Annotated in this window: 19 protein-coding genes; 8 read left to right on the top strand and 11 right to left on the bottom strand. The window is 59.1% G+C overall.

Annotation, left to right across the window (positions count from 1 at the left end; genetic code table 11):
* Window positions 1-3 precede the first annotated feature (3 nt).
* Both glyS and glyQ read right to left on the bottom strand, forming a co-directional pair.
* Entirely contained in the window at window positions 4-2,058 is a 2,055-nt protein-coding gene (gene glyS / locus M1D99_RS00330) for a glycine--tRNA ligase subunit beta (protein WP_434573368.1), read from the bottom strand.
* Window positions 2,055-3,008: a glycine--tRNA ligase subunit alpha gene (glyQ, locus tag M1D99_RS00325; RefSeq protein WP_003177094.1), complete on the bottom strand. Its 954-nt coding sequence runs from the start codon at window positions 3,006-3,008 to the stop codon at window positions 2,055-2,057. Before glyQ ends, glyS begins: the two co-directional genes overlap by 4 nt.
* Window positions 3,009-3,089: 81 nt before the next feature.
* Here glyQ and M1D99_RS00320 point away from each other — a divergent pair, with 81 nt between their 5' ends.
* Both M1D99_RS00320 and M1D99_RS00315 read left to right on the top strand, forming a co-directional pair.
* Window positions 3,090-3,647, top strand: coding sequence for a DNA-3-methyladenine glycosylase I (locus M1D99_RS00320; protein ID WP_186706450.1), 558 nt, complete (start codon window positions 3,090-3,092; stop codon window positions 3,645-3,647).
* A 43-nt stretch (window positions 3,648-3,690) separates the two neighbouring features.
* The gene (locus M1D99_RS00315) at window positions 3,691-4,578 is read left to right on the top strand and encodes a lysophospholipid acyltransferase (RefSeq protein ID WP_207963584.1); all 888 of its coding nucleotides are present in this window, start codon (window positions 3,691-3,693) and stop codon (window positions 4,576-4,578) included.
* Window positions 4,579-4,590: 12 nt separating this feature from the next.
* Here M1D99_RS00315 and M1D99_RS00310 read toward each other — a convergent pair whose 3' ends face one another.
* Window positions 4,591-5,049 (bottom strand): hypothetical protein, encoded by a 459-nt coding sequence (locus M1D99_RS00310; protein WP_434573365.1) that lies wholly within the window; start codon window positions 5,047-5,049, stop codon window positions 4,591-4,593.
* Window positions 5,050-5,234: 185 nt separating this feature from the next.
* Between M1D99_RS00310 and M1D99_RS00305 the strand changes: the two genes are divergently transcribed.
* The 3 genes from M1D99_RS00305 to M1D99_RS00295 all read left to right on the top strand — a co-directional run bounded on the left by M1D99_RS00305 (window position 5,235) and on the right by M1D99_RS00295 (window position 7,454).
* On the top strand, window positions 5,235-5,960 hold the full coding sequence (locus M1D99_RS00305; RefSeq protein ID WP_434573364.1) for a hypothetical protein: 726 nt from the start codon (window positions 5,235-5,237) through the stop codon (window positions 5,958-5,960).
* Between the two features lie 187 nt (window positions 5,961-6,147).
* A complete protein-coding gene (locus M1D99_RS00300; RefSeq protein ID WP_458131234.1) occupies window positions 6,148-6,501 on the top strand; it encodes a VOC family protein in 354 nt (117 codons plus the stop codon).
* 164 nt (window positions 6,502-6,665) lie between these two features.
* Entirely contained in the window at window positions 6,666-7,454 is a 789-nt protein-coding gene (locus M1D99_RS00295; protein WP_186706446.1) for an SDR family NAD(P)-dependent oxidoreductase, read from the top strand.
* A gap of 114 nt (window positions 7,455-7,568) precedes the next feature.
* On the opposite strand, the gene M1D99_RS00290 is transcribed toward M1D99_RS00295, so the two are convergent.
* Together M1D99_RS00290 and M1D99_RS00285 are read right to left on the bottom strand one after the other, a co-directional pair.
* Window positions 7,569-7,976: a hypothetical protein gene (locus M1D99_RS00290; protein ID WP_434573359.1), complete on the bottom strand. Its 408-nt coding sequence runs from the start codon at window positions 7,974-7,976 to the stop codon at window positions 7,569-7,571.
* A gap of 26 nt (window positions 7,977-8,002) precedes the next feature.
* Window positions 8,003-8,422, bottom strand: a complete 420-nt coding sequence (locus M1D99_RS00285) for an organic hydroperoxide resistance protein (protein WP_458131233.1) — start codon at window positions 8,420-8,422, stop codon at window positions 8,003-8,005.
* 399 nt (window positions 8,423-8,821) lie between these two features.
* On the opposite strand from M1D99_RS00285, the gene M1D99_RS00280 reads away from it, so the two are divergent.
* Window positions 8,822-9,187: an NIPSNAP family protein gene (locus M1D99_RS00280; RefSeq protein WP_434573357.1), complete on the top strand. Its 366-nt coding sequence runs from the start codon at window positions 8,822-8,824 to the stop codon at window positions 9,185-9,187.
* Window positions 9,188-9,283: 96 nt separating this feature from the next.
* On the opposite strand, the gene M1D99_RS00275 is transcribed toward M1D99_RS00280, so the two are convergent.
* Both M1D99_RS00275 and M1D99_RS00270 read right to left on the bottom strand, forming a co-directional pair.
* Window positions 9,284-10,408, bottom strand: a complete 1,125-nt coding sequence (locus M1D99_RS00275) for a diguanylate cyclase (RefSeq protein ID WP_458131232.1) — start codon at window positions 10,406-10,408, stop codon at window positions 9,284-9,286.
* 187 nt (window positions 10,409-10,595) lie between these two features.
* Window positions 10,596-11,159, bottom strand: a complete 564-nt coding sequence (locus M1D99_RS00270; RefSeq protein ID WP_458131231.1) for a TetR/AcrR family transcriptional regulator — start codon at window positions 11,157-11,159, stop codon at window positions 10,596-10,598.
* Window positions 11,160-11,355: 196 nt separating this feature from the next.
* Between M1D99_RS00270 and M1D99_RS00265 the strand changes: the two genes are divergently transcribed.
* Entirely contained in the window at window positions 11,356-12,006 is a 651-nt protein-coding gene (locus M1D99_RS00265) for a glutathione S-transferase (protein WP_458131230.1), read from the top strand.
* Window positions 12,007-12,087: 81 nt separating this feature from the next.
* Here the strand turns inward: M1D99_RS00265 and M1D99_RS00260 are convergent, their stop codons facing one another.
* Window positions 12,088-12,462 (bottom strand): lysozyme inhibitor LprI family protein, encoded by a 375-nt coding sequence (locus M1D99_RS00260; protein ID WP_033062452.1) that lies wholly within the window; start codon window positions 12,460-12,462, stop codon window positions 12,088-12,090.
* Window positions 12,463-13,140: 678 nt separating this feature from the next.
* Between M1D99_RS00260 and M1D99_RS00255 the strand changes: the two genes are divergently transcribed.
* Window positions 13,141-13,500, top strand: a complete 360-nt coding sequence (locus M1D99_RS00255) for a DUF6124 family protein (RefSeq protein WP_434573349.1) — start codon at window positions 13,141-13,143, stop codon at window positions 13,498-13,500.
* A gap of 285 nt (window positions 13,501-13,785) precedes the next feature.
* Here the strand turns inward: M1D99_RS00255 and M1D99_RS00250 are convergent, their stop codons facing one another.
* From M1D99_RS00250 to M1D99_RS00240, 3 genes are all read right to left on the bottom strand, one after another.
* Window positions 13,786-14,559 carry a MetQ/NlpA family ABC transporter substrate-binding protein gene (locus M1D99_RS00250; protein WP_186706439.1) on the bottom strand — a complete coding sequence of 258 codons (774 nt, stop codon included), beginning with the start codon at window positions 14,557-14,559 and terminating at the stop codon, window positions 13,786-13,788.
* A gap of 79 nt (window positions 14,560-14,638) precedes the next feature.
* Window positions 14,639-15,301, bottom strand: a complete 663-nt coding sequence (locus M1D99_RS00245) for a methionine ABC transporter permease (protein ID WP_030139002.1) — start codon at window positions 15,299-15,301, stop codon at window positions 14,639-14,641.
* Window positions 15,301-16,308: an ATP-binding cassette domain-containing protein gene (locus tag M1D99_RS00240; protein ID WP_186706437.1), complete on the bottom strand. Its 1,008-nt coding sequence runs from the start codon at window positions 16,306-16,308 to the stop codon at window positions 15,301-15,303. The genes M1D99_RS00245 and M1D99_RS00240 overlap by 1 nt, the downstream gene beginning before the upstream one ends.
* Window positions 16,309-16,411 lie beyond the last annotated feature (103 nt).

The raw sequence follows: 16,411 nt of genomic DNA, 5'->3' as shown, positions 1-16,411 counted from the left end.
GCGTTACCCCAGCAGCGAAATATCGGCGACGCCGAGGAACAGCCCACGCAGACGCGCCAGCAGCGCGTAACGGTTGGCCCGTACTTTGGGGTCTTCGGCATTGACCATCACCGCCTCGAAAAACGCATCCACCGGCTCGCGCAGTGCCGCCAGGCGCGCCAGGGTTTCGCTGTACTGACGCGCTGCCGCCATCGGCTGGACCGCCTGGTCCGCCTGTTGGATCGCCGAATACAGGGAGAACTCGTTGGCATTGTCGAAGTACTTGGCTTCGACGGTGGCCGCGATATTGCCTTCGGCCTTGCCCAGCAGGTTCGACACGCGCTTGTTCACCGCCGCCAACGCTGCCGCTTCCGGCAATTTGCGGAACGCCTGCACCGCTTGTACGCGCTGGTCGAAGTCCAGGGCGGAGCCCGGCTTCAGGGCACGCACCGACAGGTAGGTCGCAACGTCGACGCCTTCATCTTCATAACGCGCACGCAGACGGTCGAAGATGAATTCCAGCACCGCATCGGCCAGGCCGGCGGCCTTGACCTTGCTGCCGAACGCATTGACGGCGAACGCCACGGCGTCGTTCAGGTCCAGGTCCAATTGCTTGTCGATCAGGATCCGCAACACGCCCAGCGCCGCGCGACGCAAGGCATACGGGTCTTTGCTGCCGGTGGGCAGCATGCCGATGCCGAAGATGCCCACCAGGGTGTCGAGCTTGTCGGCGATTGCCACGGCCGCACCGGTCAGGGTGGTCGGCAGCTCAGCGCCGGCACCGCGGGGCATGTACTGCTCGTTCAGTGCCAGGGCCACATCCTGCGGTTCGCCATCGTTGAGGGCGTAGTAGTAACCGGCGACGCCTTGCATCTCCGGGAACTCACCGACCATTTCGGTGGACAGGTCGCACTTGGACAGGATGCCGGCACGGGCGGCGCGCTGGGCATCGCCGCCGATGCGTGGGGCGATGAACGCGGCCAGTTTGGACACGCGCTCGGCCTTGTCGTAGACGCTGCCGAGTTTCTCCTGGAACACCACGTTGCGCAGGCGCTCGTTGAAACTTTCCAGGGGTTGTTTCTTGTCTTGCTTGAAGAAGAACTCGGCATCGGTCAGGCGCGGGCGAACGACTTTTTCGTTACCGGCGATGATCTGCTGCGGGTCCTTGCTTTCGATGTTGGCGACCGTGATGAAGCGCGGCAGCAACTTGCCTTCGGCGTCCAGCAGGCAGAAGTACTTCTGGTTGTCCTGCATGGTGGTGATCAGTGCTTCCTGCGGCACTTCAAGGAAACGTTCCTCGAACGAGCACACCAGCGGCACCGGCCATTCCACCAGCGCGGTCACCTCGTCCAGCAAGCTGGCCGGCACGATGGCGGTGCCTTCCTGCAGGGTGGCCAGCTCTTCGGTGCGCTTGCTGATCAGCTCGCGGCGCTCGTTGGCGTCGGCCAGCACGTAGGCGGCACGCAGGTCGGCCAGGTAGTTGGCCGGCGAGGTGATGCGCACGCTTTGCGGGTGATGGAAGCGGTGACCGCGGGAATCGCGACCGGCCTTCTGGGCCAGGATCGTGCAATCGATGACCTGGTCACCGAGCAGCATGACCAGCCACTGAGTTGGACGTACGAACTCTTCCTTGCGCGCAGCCCAGCGCATGCGCTTGGGGATCGGCAAGTCATTGAGCGAGTCTTCGACGATGGTCGGCAACAGGCTGGCGGTCGGCTTGCCCTTGATGCTCTGGCTGTAGCGCAGCTTCGGACCGCTCTGGTCGATTTCGCTCAGGTCCACGCCGCACTTCTTGGCGAAGCCCAGGGCGGCCTGGGTCGGGTTGCCGTCGGCATCGAACGCGGCCTGGCGCGGCGGGCCATCGAGGTTGATGCTGCGGTCCGGCTGTTGGGTCGCCAGGGCGGTGATCAGCACGGCCAGGCGGCGCGGCGCGGCGTACACCTGTTTGGCTTCGTAGCTCAGGCCGGCGGCTTGCAGGCCCTTGTCGATACCGGCCAGGAACGCATCGGCCAGGGTGTTCAGGGCTTTGGGTGGCAGTTCTTCGGTGCCCAGTTCAACCAGAAAATCTTGAGCACTCATTGTGCAGCCTCCAGCTTAGCCAACACTTCATCACGCAGGTCCGGGGTCGCCATCGGGAAGCCCAGCTTGGCACGGGCCAGCAGGTAGGCTTGCGCAACAGAACGCGCCAGGGTGCGTACACGCAGGATGTATTGCTGGCGCGCGGTCACGGAAATCGCCCGGCGTGCGTCCAGCAGGTTGAAGGTATGGGACGCCTTCAACACCATTTCATAGCTCGGCAACGGCAGCGGCTGGTCCAGCTCGATCAGGCGCTTGGCTTCGCTCTCATAGAAATCGAACAGCTCGAACAGCTTCTCGACGTTGGCGTGTTCGAAGTTGTAGGTGGACTGCTCCACTTCGTTCTGGTGGAACACGTCGCCGTAGGTCACTTTGCCGAACGGGCCGTCGGCCCACACCAGGTCGTAGACCGAATCCACGCCCTGCAGGTACATGGCCAGGCGTTCCAGGCCATAGGTGATCTCGCCGGTAACCGGGTAGCACTCGATGCCGCCCGCTTGCTGGAAGTAAGTGAACTGAGTCACTTCCATGCCGTTGAGCCAGACTTCCCAGCCCAGGCCCCAGGCGCCCAGGGTTGGCGATTCCCAGTTGTCTTCGACGAAACGAATGTCGTGCACCAGCGGGTCGAGGCCGACGTGCTTGAGGGAGCCCAGGTACAGTTCCTGGAAGTTTTCCGGGTTCGGCTTCAGCACCACCTGGAACTGGTAGTAGTGCTGCAGGCGGTTCGGGTTTTCGCCGTAGCGGCCGTCAGTCGGGCGGCGGCTGGGCTGCACATAAGCGGCGTTCCAGGTTTCCGGGCCGATGGCACGCAGAAACGTGGCAGTGTGGAAAGTGCCGGCGCCTACTTCCATATCGTAGGGCTGAAGTACCACGCAACCTTGCTCGGCCCAGTATTGCTGGAGGGCGAGGATCAAGTCTTGGAAGGTACGCACGGCTGGCGTAGGCTGGCTCACGAAATTCACCTGTTTCTTGGGCTGCGATTTAAAGAGCGGGAGTATACCCGATTCGTTCGTGCGCACGCCCCCTGGAGCCTTATGCCACGCTGCTTTTGGTGTTCTGACGATCCGTTGTACATGGCTTATCACGATCAGGAGTGGGGCACGCCGCTGCGCGATGCGCAGGGTTTGTTCGAGTTGCTTTTGCTCGAAGGGTTCCAGGCCGGGTTGTCCTGGATCACCGTTTTGCGCAAACGCGAGCGCTACCGGGAAGTGTTGTACGGCTTCGATGTGCAGCGGGTGGCGCAAATGAGCGATGCGGAAATCGATGAACTGATGCTCGACCCCGGTATCATCCGCAACCGTCTCAAGCTCAAGGCCGCCCGCCGCAATGCGCAGGCCTGGCTGGCGCTGGAAGACCCGGTGGCGTTCCTCTGGTCGTTCGTGGGCGACCAACCCATCATCAATCATTTCAAGGACCGCACCGAAGTGCCGGCCATCACGCCCGAGGCAGTGGCGATGAGCAAAGGCCTGAAGAAAGCCGGATTCACTTTCGTCGGCCCGACCATTTGTTATGCGTTGATGCAGGCCTCGGGCATGGTCATGGACCACACCCAGGACTGCGACCGCTACGCCGAGTTGGTAAACGGCGGTTAGAATAGCCGGCTCGCAACACGGCCCATACATTCAGGAGTGACCTGTGGATAAGTTGAAAGGCGCCTTGCTGGTCGGCGCTCTGCGGTTGTTTGCGCTGCTGCCCTGGCGAGCGGTGCAGGCAGTGGGTTCGGCGATTGGCTGGCTCATGTGGAAATTTCCCAACCGTTCCCGCGACGTGGTGCGGATCAACCTCGCCAAGTGCTTTCCCGAGATGGACCCGGCCGAGCGCGAACGCCTGGTGGGCCAGAGCCTCAAGGACATCGGCAAATCCCTGACCGAAAGCGCCTGCGCCTGGATCTGGCCGGCCCAGCGTTCCATCGAACTGGTGCGCGAAGTCGAAGGCCTGGAAGTGCTGAAAGAAGCCCTGGCTTCCGGCAAAGGCGTGGTTGGCATCACCAGCCACCTGGGCAATTGGGAAGTGCTCAACCACTTCTATTGCAGCCAGTGCAAACCGATCATTTTCTACCGTCCGCCCAAGCTCAAGGCGGTGGATGAACTGCTGCAAAAACAACGCGTACAGTTGGGCAACAAAGTCGCGGCGTCGACCAAGGAAGGCATTCTCAGCGTCATCAAGGAAGTGCGCAAAGGCGGCCAGGTGGGCATTCCCGCCGACCCGGAACCGTCCGAATCCGCCGGCATCTTCGTGCCCTTCTTCGCCACCCAGGCCCTGACCAGCAAGTTCGTGCCGAACATGCTGGCTGGCGGTAAAGCAGTCGGCGTGTTCCTTCATGCCCTGCGCCTGCCGGACGGCTCGGGCTACAAAGTCATCCTCGAAGCCGCCCCGGACGCGATGTACAGCACCGACACCGAAACCTCGTGCGCCGCCATGAGCCAAGTGGTGGAGCGCTATGTACGGGCCTACCCAAGCCAGTACATGTGGAGCATGAAACGCTTCAAGAAACGCCCGCCGGGCGAGGCGCGGTGGTACTGAAGGCCTGTTGCTTCATATGAGCGAGGCGGCTTGGGATTTATGGTGGATGCAGAAACTGTGAACACCCAAGACCCCGGTGGGAACCGAGCTTGCTCGCGATAGCGGTGGGTCTGCCTGCATCGATGTTGAATGTGCCACCGCCATCGCGAGCAAGCTCAGCTCCCACAGTTTTTCCAAGTCATTCACAGGCATCGCATCCATCCCAAATCCCTGTGGGAGCGAGCCTGCTCGCGATAGCGGTGGGTCTGCCTGCATCGATGTTAAATGCGCCGCCGCCATCGCGAGCAAGCTTAGCTTCCACAGTTTTTCCAGGTCATTCACAGGCATCGCATCCATCCCAAATCCCTGTGGGAGCGAGCCTGCTCGCGATAGCGGTGGGTCTGCTTGCATCGATGTTGAATGCGCCGCCGCCATCGCGAGCAAGCTCAGCTCCCACAATTTTTCCAGGTCATTCACACGCATCACATCCATCCCAAATCCCTGTGGGAGCGAGCCTGCTCGCGATAGCGCCCCGTCAGCCGCCGCATAACCACGGACGCCACTCTCCTGTGGCGAGGGAGCTTGGCTCCCGCCGGGCTGCGCAGCAGCCCTCGCTCCTAAAGCTCGGTCCCCCGCTGTCGATAACCCGATGTATCCGCCAATCATGGACCGATGAAATGGAATTCTCAGTTAGCTCTGCCGCTATCGCTCCCGCCAACACCAACCTCACCCGCTCCGACCAGAAGCTGGTAACCAATCCTCCCGCAGACGCCGTAAAGCAGCTGGCAAACGCCGGCCCTGCAGCGATCTACCACCCCAGTGACGACGCCCAGATCATGGTGGAATCGCCAGTGGTCATCGAAACCTGGGTCGGTCGCTCCCAATCGCCAGACTTCCCTCGATTCGCCGCACTTGCCGAGAGCGCGAAAAACACCCTGAAGACCTCTTTCGAGACCTTCCAGTCAACGCTGTCGGCAACCCATCCGGACCTGGCCGGCAAGAAGTACGGCTTCACCGTCGAGGCCGATGGCCGACTCAAGGTGCTCAACACGGCCGGCCAACTCAGCAGCGCAGACACCCAGCGGCTGACCGATTTGCTCAATGAATCCAGCGACCTGAAAACCGCAGCCGTTGCGTTCCGCGACGCCTCTATCGACATGGTCGACGCCGACTCGCCCTGGTCCGGCAGCTACTTGGGCCGCTACAACCTGACCAAGGAAAACTTCGCCAACACCATCGACTTGGCGCCGATGCTCAAACCCAGAGGCTCGGTGTCTCCCCAGGAGTTTTCGGACGGGTTGTTTTTCAACCAACTGGCCTACAAAGGCGAACGGGCGACGCGAGAGACCGAAGCCGCGATGCTTGCACGGCGTGCTGCACAGCGATTCAGCGCGCAGGCCTGAAAGGTTGGTCTACCGAATCTTGTGGCGAGGGAGCTTGCTCCCGTTGGGCTGCGCAGCAGCCCCACCCCATGAGCAAACACCACCAACCCCTGTGGGAGCGAGCTTGCTCGCGAAGAGGCCGGCACATTTACATGAATGTCGGCTGATGCCCTAAGCTTGCTTGTCCCCACTCGCCAAGGAAGCATCAATGGGCATTCGCGGAAAAGACCGTCAGATCGATAACATCGAGTTCAATGTCAACGACATCGCCCGAAGCAAAGACTTCTATGGCGGTGTGTTTGGCTGGAATTTCGTCGACTACGGCCCGACCTACACCGAATTCAGCGACGGTCGCCTGACCGGTGGCTTCACGACCGGCGAACCGGTGCGCCCGGGCGGCCCGTTGATCATCTTGTACGCCGATGACCTTGAAGCCACTCAATCCAGGCTCGAAGCCGCAGGGGCGACCATCTGCCGTGAAGTGTTCGCTTTTCCGGGTGGCCGATGTTTCCACTTTATCGATCCGGATGGTTATGAACTGGCCGTGTGGTCGGCTTCCTGATGACTGACTGATCACAAAGAGGCGCAAAGCCTCAATTGTGTCCATGATTAAAGACCTGCGATATCGGCGACGTCGGGATGGCAACGCCATCTCTACGTCCGTTGGATGACTGTCCAGCCAGAACGATCGCACTTCCTCTGGTCTATTCATCAAGGAGTCCCCTCATGAACATCGACTTCACCGGACGTCACGTCCTGGTCACCGGTTCCACCAGCGGTATAGGTTTTGCGACCGCCAAAGGCTTCCTGGAAGCCGGCGCCCACGTGGTCATCAACGGTCGCAGCGAGAGCAGTGTGGAGGATGCGTTGCAACGCTTGGGCACCCTCTCTTCAAGGGCGACTGGCTTTGTCGGCGATCTCAGCCATGAGTCCGGTTGCCAGGCACTCGTCACCAAGCACCCAAGCTTCGATATCGTCATCAACAACCTGGGCATTTTCAAACAGCAAGACTTCTTCGAAACGCCAGACAGCGAATGGCAGCGCTTCTTCGAAACCAACGTAATGTCCGGCGTGCGAATTTCCAGGGCCTACGCCCAGGGCATGGTCGAGCGCGGTTGGGGGCGGATTGTGTTTATCTCGTCGGAATCGGGCGTGAACATTCCTGCCGACATGATCCACTACGGCTTCACCAAAACCGCGCAACTGTCCATCGCTCGCGGCCTGGCCAAGCGCCTCGCCGGCACGGGTGTGACGGTGAACTCGGTGTTGCCAGGGCCGACCCTTTCCGAAGGCGTTGCCCAGATGCTCCAGGCAGACGTCGAGCGCAGCGGGGAAAGCCTGGAAAAGGTCGCGGCAGATTTCGTCAACGAGCACCGCAGCACCTCGATCATCCAGCGCGCGGCGCGCGTCGAGGAAGTCGCCAACATGATCATCTACGCCAGTTCGGAACAGGCCTCGGCCACCACCGGAGCGGCGCTGCGCGTCGATGGCGGTGTGGTGGATAGCATCGTCTAGGACTTATGCCACGTTGAAAAAAAACGCCGCTTCCTCGTGAGAGATAAGCGGCGCTTTTGTTTTGGAAGCAACATGGGTGGGTTCGACCGGCTTTCGGAGTGGTGAAGGGATCGTTCAGCTCACTCTGTTTTCCATCAGACGATCCGAGCCGCCTTCGGCCACGCGGTTTTCGATCAGTCGATCCGAGCCACCTTCGGCGACACGGTTGTGGATCAGTCGATCCGAGCCACCTTCGGCTATGCGGTTTTGGATCAGTCGATCCGAGCCGCCCTCGGCTATGCGGTTTTGGATCAGTCGATCCGAGCCGCCCTCGGCTATGCGGTTTTGGATCAGTCGATCGGAGCCGCCTTCAGCGACGCGGTTCTGGATCAATCGATCCGAGCCACCTTCAGCGACACGGCTTTCGATCAGGCGATCCGAACCACCCTCAGCGAACGTAGGTTGAACAAAAGAAGTCGCAAACGCGTTGCTGAGCGACAGCGCCAGAAGCGAGCCAACGAGAGTTTTGCCGAGAGTGTTCATGTCCTGATCCTTTTAGATGATGTGAGTTAGACGGTGACGTGCAAACGGACGTCGACGTTGCCGCGAGTCGCGTTGGAGTACGGGCAAACCTGGTGAGCCGCGTCGACCAGCGCTTGAGCATCGGCTTGATCCAGGCCTGGCAGGCTGATGTGCAGGTCGATGTCCAGGCCGAAACCGCCAGGGATCTGGCCGATGCCGACGTGTGCCGTGATCGAGGCGTCAGCAGGAATGCTGCGTTTGCTCTGGCTGGCGACAAACTTCAATGCGCCGATGAAGCAGGCCGAGTAGCCGGCGGCGAACAACTGCTCAGGGTTCGTAGCTTCACCACCAGCGCCGCCCAGGGCTTTTGGAGTGGCCAGTTTCACGTCGAGAATCTTGTCGCTGGAAACAGCACGGCCATCACGGCCACCGGTGGAGGTTGCGATTGCGGTGTAGAGAACGTTCATGGTGTTTCCTCGCTTGCTGATGGGTTTGATCGATTTAGGTTGGCGCTAAATGTTTGCGCGCTAACTAGTTGCGATAAAGTTAACGGATGAATAATTTGCGCGCAAGATAAATTTTGGAAAATCTTTTGAATCTGAATTAACTAGTTGATATGGAAGCAAAATTATTTTTTAGGCTTTGCAGTATCGCCAGCCCGCGTGAGCCGCGAGGTGAAGCAAGGGGAGGACGCGCCTAGGGAATCAGCAGGGCCCGCGCAATTGCAGACTCTCAAAGGGAGGGAAACTCACAGGCCGATGATGGGCTTCTCGATCATCCAACGCGTGCCGTAACGCAGCTCGCCCTGATGGCGTAAGCTGAAATGCGCGGATGCTCCCGTGGAAACGCCACATGGAAGATTTGGAATGACTCGAATTATTGAAATCCTGACGTACACCTTAAGCCCAGGATCGGGATTGGATTTTCACAAAGTAATGCAGAATGTCAGTGTTCCGCTTCACCTGGAGGCGGGCATGGATGTCGTTTCTTATGGCTGCTCATTACATGATAGTGACAGCTATCACCTGATTCGCTCCTATGAAAACGAAAGCCATCGCCAGGTATCTCAAGCAGTTTTTTATGCAAGCGCTGCCTGGAAGCAGGGTCCGAGAGAAGACATCATCAGTCGGATTGAAACCAGTACAACGATCGTTATGGCGCTCGCTCAAGACGCAATTGATGCCATCAGAGCTTCCATAGACCTGTCTAAAGCCGAAGCTCGATCCGCGTAGCCGACATCGACAAAGGCAGGCCCAGTCTATTGAGATCGTTCCCAGGCAGAGCGTGAGGAACGATCGAATTCCGACTGTTAATACAAATCAACCCAACTAAGCAACCGCCACTCGATTACGCCCCAACGCCTTCGCCCGATACAGGGCCTTATCCGCATCGTTCATCAAGCTGTGAAGGTCCTTATTACAGGCCCCCGTCGACGCCACGCCAAGGCTGGCGGATATGCCCTGAACAGGCTCGATCATCAAGCCCGAAATCGTATCGATGAGCTGTTCTGCAATTTGGGTCGCGACTTCGATGGACGTATCCGGAAGCAGAATGGCGAACTCTTCCCCACCGAGTCGTCCGTGGATATCGGTTGCCCTAAACGATGAACTGATCACCGTCCCCATCTCGCGTAAAACCTGGTCTCCCACTTGATGGCCGTAGGTGTCGTTGATGTGCTTGAAGTGATCCATGTCCAACATGACGGCGCACAACCCTAACCGGCTGCTCTTACATTCGTCATATAGCTGCTGGGCATGCTCGAAAAAAGCCCGCCGACTCTTCAGGCCGGTCAGTTCATCGGTTTGTGCGGCACGGGTCGAAATGCTGTTCGCCTGTTCCATTTCACGGGTGAGTCGAAAGGCGATTTCCAGTGCCTCGGACATTTTGTGCGTGGCCCGGGCGGCAAATGCCGCAAACACCAGGATCGAAAGGGCCATGCCGACTTGAATCGGCGACGGTTGAAACAGCAGCCAGGCGGTGCAAGGGAACAGCACCACGCCAATGGAAGCCAGCGTCATGTCGCGGTAAGCCGAATAGCAGGACACCGCGCTGACGGACATTCCGACGGTGAAGAGCATGACCAACGCCTGGGACAACAGATCATCCGCCGGCATGAGCACAAACGCCCCGCCGCCCCAGATGCTGGCGGACAGCACCAGCGTGACCCAGTATCGGCGCTCCCAGCGTTGCGGTGTACGTTCACTTTCGTCGCTGCGGAAATAGGCGACAAACATCGCGATACGCAACAGCGTCGATGCGGTCAGGATGGCAATCCACCAAAAAATGACGCTGTGCTCAAACCGATCCCAACACAGCCAACTCAGCATGATGGCAGCCAGGTAACTGCCGAAAACCGCAGAAACGGACTGGCGAAACAGTTGCTGCAATCGGTCCGTTCGCACCTGCTCGGCTATGAAAGAAGCCTGGCCGTTCCGAGATCTTGGGCCATCCATTTGATCCACCTGATCGTGACGCAACGAAAACGGCGATTGTGGCACCCTGCCACCAACGCAAACAACTGAATTACACCCAAGGCCCCGATTGAACCGAAACCCCGTGGCGAGGGAGCTTGCTCCCGCTGGGCTGCGCAGCAGCCCCAACCATTCCTACAAACAAACTGCATCATCTTCTTTACAGGAATCAGGCCGGGATCAATCCTGCCTCCCGGTAGCTCAAAATCAGATCATCGAACAGACCGACATCCGCCCGAGTCCGCGCGATTAACTGAGCACCCGCCACAGCGGTGTAAATGGCCAGGGCTCTACGTTCACACTCCGCTGCGCTGCCCATTCCGGCATCCGCCAACACCTGGGCGAGCCACGTTACGTTAACGTCCGCAAATGCCCGGATTTCCCGCAAGACTTCATCGGGAAGGTCCTCGTATTCGGCGGCCATGAAGCTGGACAGACACAGCCTGTTGCCGTCCTCAAGCGATTTTCGAAAAAGGGACGGGTACAGCTGCAAGCACACTTTTGGCTCGGCATTGGCGGCGAGTATCTCGTCTAGTGCCCGCTGCACGTCCCGCCAATAGCGTTCCGCGACCGCAGCAGCCAACCCCGCCTTGCTCGGAAAGTGGTAGTAAATGCTGGCGTTCTTGATGCCTACTTGGTCGGCAATGCTACGGAAATTGATCCCGCTGTAACCGTGCAGTTGGGCAGCGGATTTCGCCGCCGCCAAGATGGCTTCTCGAGCATTTTCGTTCACGTTGCAGCCTCGTTTACCTAGTCGATGCACTCATTTGAATGCGATTCTACGCCCAGATTCGCTTACCTGCCAATTGTCAGGTAGGGGATTGACAGTGCCAAAATATCGGTCCAGTCTTTTACCTACCAATTGACAGGCAGGTATTCCAATCATGTCTTCTTCACATCCACACGCTGACATTTCCACGGTTCCTGAAATGAAAATCTACGATTGGTTCAACGGCCCCTACCCCGCCCGCGTGCGCATTGCACTGGCGGAAAAAGGCCTGTTGCCAAAAATCGAATTCATTCCAGTGAATCTCTGGACCGGTGAGCATAAGAAACCGGAATTCCGCGCCATCAACTACTCGGGGACATTGCCCGTCCTGGAGCTGAGCGATGGGACGCGGATCGCCGAATGCACGGCGATTACCCAGTACCTGGACCGCCTGGTCGGCGAACCGACGCTGACGGGCGAAACGCCTGTTGAAAAAGGCCTCATCCACATGATGACCAAGCGTGCCGAGATCGAGTTTCTCGACGCCATCAGCACATACTTCCACCATGCCACGCCGGGCCTCGGCCCAGAGGTCGAGCTGTACCAGAATGCCGAGTGGGGCGGCCGGATGCGCGATAAGGCGATCAGAGGCATGCGCTATTTCGACAACTTGCTCAAAGACCAGCCCTTTGTGGCGGGCGACAGATTTTCGATGGCCGACATTGCGGTATTGGGCGGCATGATCTTCGCCTCGCTGGTGCAGCTCCCCGTGCCTGATGAATGTGCCGCACTGCGCGCGTGGCACGCCAGGATGCAAGAACGTCCTAGTGTCCAAACATGGCGCGCGATGGTTGAGCGTGGCGCTGCGTAGCACGGCTCACAAAGAAAAAACCCGACGCTTAAAGTCGGGTTTTTTCTTGGAGTACGACGGCAAGTCCGACGAGCTTATCGGTTACTCGACTTGCGACAGCTTGGCGTCGTCGCAACCGGCGGCACGGCACTCGCGCTCGACAGCCTTGAGAATGACGATGCGCGCCTCGGTCTTCTCGTTGGCACAGTCCAGATAGAGCAGGCCATCGTTGGAGCAGGCGCTGTCACGATTTTTGATCCACTGGATTTGAGCGGCTTTCACCTTTTTCTTTTGATCCGGGTTCAGGGCACTCATCGTCTTCTTGTATTGATCGTTGATGTCCTGATCCGACTGAACCATTTTCAGCGACGCGCAGTAGGTTCTGTCATAGGCGTTTCTAGGGTTATCGCAACTCATCGCGGATGCCGATGCGGATGCCATTGCCAGCAACGCCCCAACCAACAAAGACTTGATCACTGATTTTCTCTCCCTGAATGCCCTCTATCGATTAGAGGTCGCGGCGGGAATTTATCATGAGGGTTGTCGAACAATGAAGCGGAACTATGGATCGGCCCTCCGCCCCTCCTTTTTGGACCGAAAGACAAGTAGCCTCCGTATCGAGCGAGGGGCATCTCCCCGCATCCTCAAGCCGGTCAACCATTCGTGGCGAGGGAGCTTGCTCCCGCTGGGCTGCGCAGCAGCCCCAAAAAGACCGACACATTCCTACAAACAAACCGCATAAATCAGTTGTGACGGCTGCGCCGCCGAGCAGGAGCAAGCTCCCTCGCCACGGTATCGAGGAGTAATTAGACGATCTGTTTACTCTTGCGCTGTAATCCCTTTCACCGAGCCACACATCCTTGCGCCTTTGCCTACAACTACGCCAGAATTCGCCGGCTTGGCACCTTGTCCCCAGGGCTCTATTGTTTTCCTGCCACTGCCCATCAGTGGTCGGGTTTAGTAGCCCGTTGGTATTTAGTAAGGTGCAAGGCTCCTATCAGTCAGGTATTTCCATGCCTGTATTTGATGGCGGTTGTGCGCAGGGCGCCCTCGGGCGCGCCGGCTTGCTAAGTCCCCGGTCTACTAACCTGCGTACAGCTGCCACCCCTTGTTTAGTAGCTAGAGGGTTGCGGCATCACTTACAGGACTTAGTACATGTTCAAGCCTACCCCGAATCCGCCAGAGGCGGACCAAGCGACCCCGAGAACCAAATCCAAAGCCAAGAAACACGACGAAGCCACCAATCGCGCCTTGGATTATTACCTGCGACCAAAACCGGAAAAATCCGAAGATACGTCCCAACCGGACCAGCTCTTCACCGTCACAAAAAACGCCGACAACGAATCCCTCCTCGCCAACCTCAGCGAAACCCTGGCGGCAGCTGATGCGATGGTCAGCAACTTGGCTTTCGACCTGGAAGGCCCTCGCCGTCACATCCTCCTCGGCATCCAGCAACTGATTGAGCTGAGTTCGTTGCTGGCGAATCGGGTGTTGGATAACGTTGACCCGCGATAGCAGATAAACATTCTTCCCAAAAGCAAACCTGACATCTTGTGTCGGGTTCGCTTTATTAACGCTCTAGAAACACGAAAGCCCACAGAGATTTCTCTCAAGCGGGCCTCGGAAGGTAGGCACGAGAGTCACCCCTCATGCGTTGGGATCAGTATTGTTGCAGGACACTCGGTCAATCAAATTTGATGAATGCCGATCTTGCGAATCTCTGCGCGACACGCATATTTCCGAGCATAAAAAACGGGCCCGCATTCCCACGCAGCCCCGTTTTTTCACCACCTAATCAGCTCAAAACGCCGGCAAAACCGCGCCTTTATACTTCTCAAGAATAAAAGCCTTCACTTCCGGCGTATGCAGCGCCGCAACCAGCTTCTTCATCGCCTCGCTGTCCTTGTCATCCGGACGGGCCACCAAGATGTTCACATAAGGCGAGTCGTTACCTTCGATCACCAGCGCATCCTTGGAAGGATCAAGCTTGGCCTCCAACGCATAGTTGGTATTGATCAACGCCAGATCCACCTGGGTCAGCACCCGCGGAATGGTCGCCGCTTCCAGCTCACGGAATTTCAGATCCTTTGGATTCTCGGTGATGTCCTTGGTGGTGGACAGGATGTTGCCCGAGTCCTTCAACTTGATCACCCCAGCTTTAGCCAGCAACAACAGCGCACGGCCGCCGTTGGTGGCGTCGTTCGGGATCACCACGTTGGCGCCGCCCGGCAGTTCGGTCAGTGCCTTGTACTTGCTGGAATACGCGCCCAGGGGTTCCAGGTGCACACCGGCCACGCTCACCAGGTTCGTGCCCTTGGCCTTGTTGAACTCATCCAGGTACGGCTGGTGCTGGAAGAAGTTGGCGTCCAGGCGCTTTTCCGCCACCTGCACGTTGGGCTGGATGTAGTCGGTGAAGACTTTGACCTTGAGGTCCACGCCTTCCTTCGCCAAGGCCGGTTTGACGAATTCGAGGATTTCCGCGTGCGGCACCGGCGTGGCCGCGACGGTGAGGGTGTCGGCGGCGTGGGCGGAAAACGCGGCGGCGGCAGCGAAGGCAACCAGTAGTTTTTTCATTCAGCTAACTCCTTGTGGGGCGCCTGCTCTTGGCGCCTGCCAGCGAATGGCCGGCTCATGGTTTATTGGCCGCGAGGCCTTATTTTCTAGAGAAATGCACAACCAGTTTGTCGCCCACGGTCTGTAGGACTTGCACCAGTACCAGCAGCAACACCACCGTAACCACCATCACATCGGTCTGGAAACGCTGGTAGCCGAAGCGGATCGCCAGGTCGCCCAGACCACCGGCGCCGACTACACCGGCCATGGCCGTGTAGGACACCAGCGTAATCGCTGTCACCGTAATTGCGGCAAAAATGCCCGGGCGGGCTTCTGGCAGCAAGGCGTTTACGATGATCTGCCGCGTGGTCGCGCCCATGGCCTGGGTGGCTTCGATGATGCCGCGGTCGACTTCGCGCAGGGCGGTTTCCACCAGGCGGGCGAAGAACGGTGTCGCGCCGACCACCAGCGGTGGGATCGCGCCGGCCACGCCCAGGGAGGTGCCGGTGATGAGTACCGTGAACGGGATCATCACGATCAACAGGATGATGAACGGCAGCGAACGCAGGATGTTCACGATCAGCGACAGCAGCGCATAAACGCCGCGGGCTTCGAGCAACTGGCGCGGGCTGCACAGGAACAGCAGCACGCCCAGGGGCAAGCCGAGCAGCACGGTGAACAGCAGCGAGCCGAACAGCATCAGGAAGGTGTCGCCGGTGGCTAGCCAGATTTCCAGCCAGTCGACGTTTGCAAAAAATTCCATCAGCGCAGCACCTCCATGTGGACATCAGCCGCGGTGAAGCGGGCAAACGCCGCCTCCATGTCACCGCCGGTGATGGCGAGGGTCAGTTGCCCGTAGGGGGTGTCTTTGATGCGATCGATGCGACCGGCCAGGATGCTGTAGTCCACACCGGTTTCCCGGGCGACGGTGCCGAGCAATGGCGCGTAGGTTGCGTCGCCTTGGAACGTGAGACGCACGATGCGTCCTGGGACGTGGGCGAAATCGTCGCGTTGTTCGCTTTCGTCGATCTGCTCGTCTTCCTGGACGAAACGCTTGGTGGTCGGGTGCTTCGGATGCAGGAACACCTCGGCCACCGGGCCCTGCTCGACGATCACGCCGGCGTCCATCACGGCCACTTGGTCGCAAACGCGGCGGATCACGTCCATTTCATGGGTGATCAGCACGATGGTCAGCTTCAGCTCGCGGTTGATCTCTGCCAGCAGTTGCAGCACCGAGGCAGTGGTCTGCGGGTCGAGGGCGCTGGTGGCCTCGTCGCACAGCAGGATCTTGGGTTTGGTCGCCAGGGCGCGGGCGATGCCGACGCGCTGCTTCTGGCCGCCGGACAGCTGCGCCGGGTATTTGCGGGCGTGGTCGGACAGCCCTACCCGCGCCAGCAACTCGGCGACGCGGCGGTCGATGTCACTGCGGGACAACTCGCCGGCCAGGGTCAGCGGCAGTGCCACGTTGTCGGCCACGGTCTTGGACGCCAGCAGGTTGAAGTGCTGGAAGATCATCCCGACTTGCTGGCGGAAGCGGCGCAGGCCGCTGGCGTCCAGGGCGGTGACTTCTTCGCCGTCGACAATGATCTTGCCGCCCGTGGAATCTTCCAGGCGATTGATCAGGCGCAGCAGGGTACTTTTTCCTGCACCGGAATGGCCAATCAGGCCGAAGACCTGACCGTTCTCAATCGTCAGACTGGTCGGATGCAGGGCGGGGATATCCCTACCGGCAACCCGGTAGGTTTTATGGACGTTTTGAAACTCGATCACGTAGCGAACCTTGTGGGGCGCGTTGGAAAAGGATCAGCGGTTAGCCGGGCGCGCATTTTAGCCTGTCCGTATAGAGGTTCTTAGCATTTATTTGCGATCGGAC

This window comes from Pseudomonas sp. R3-41, assembly GCF_054161485.1.
Note: the sequence above shows the minus strand (reverse complement) of the source record. Positions and strands in the feature narration are given on the sequence as shown.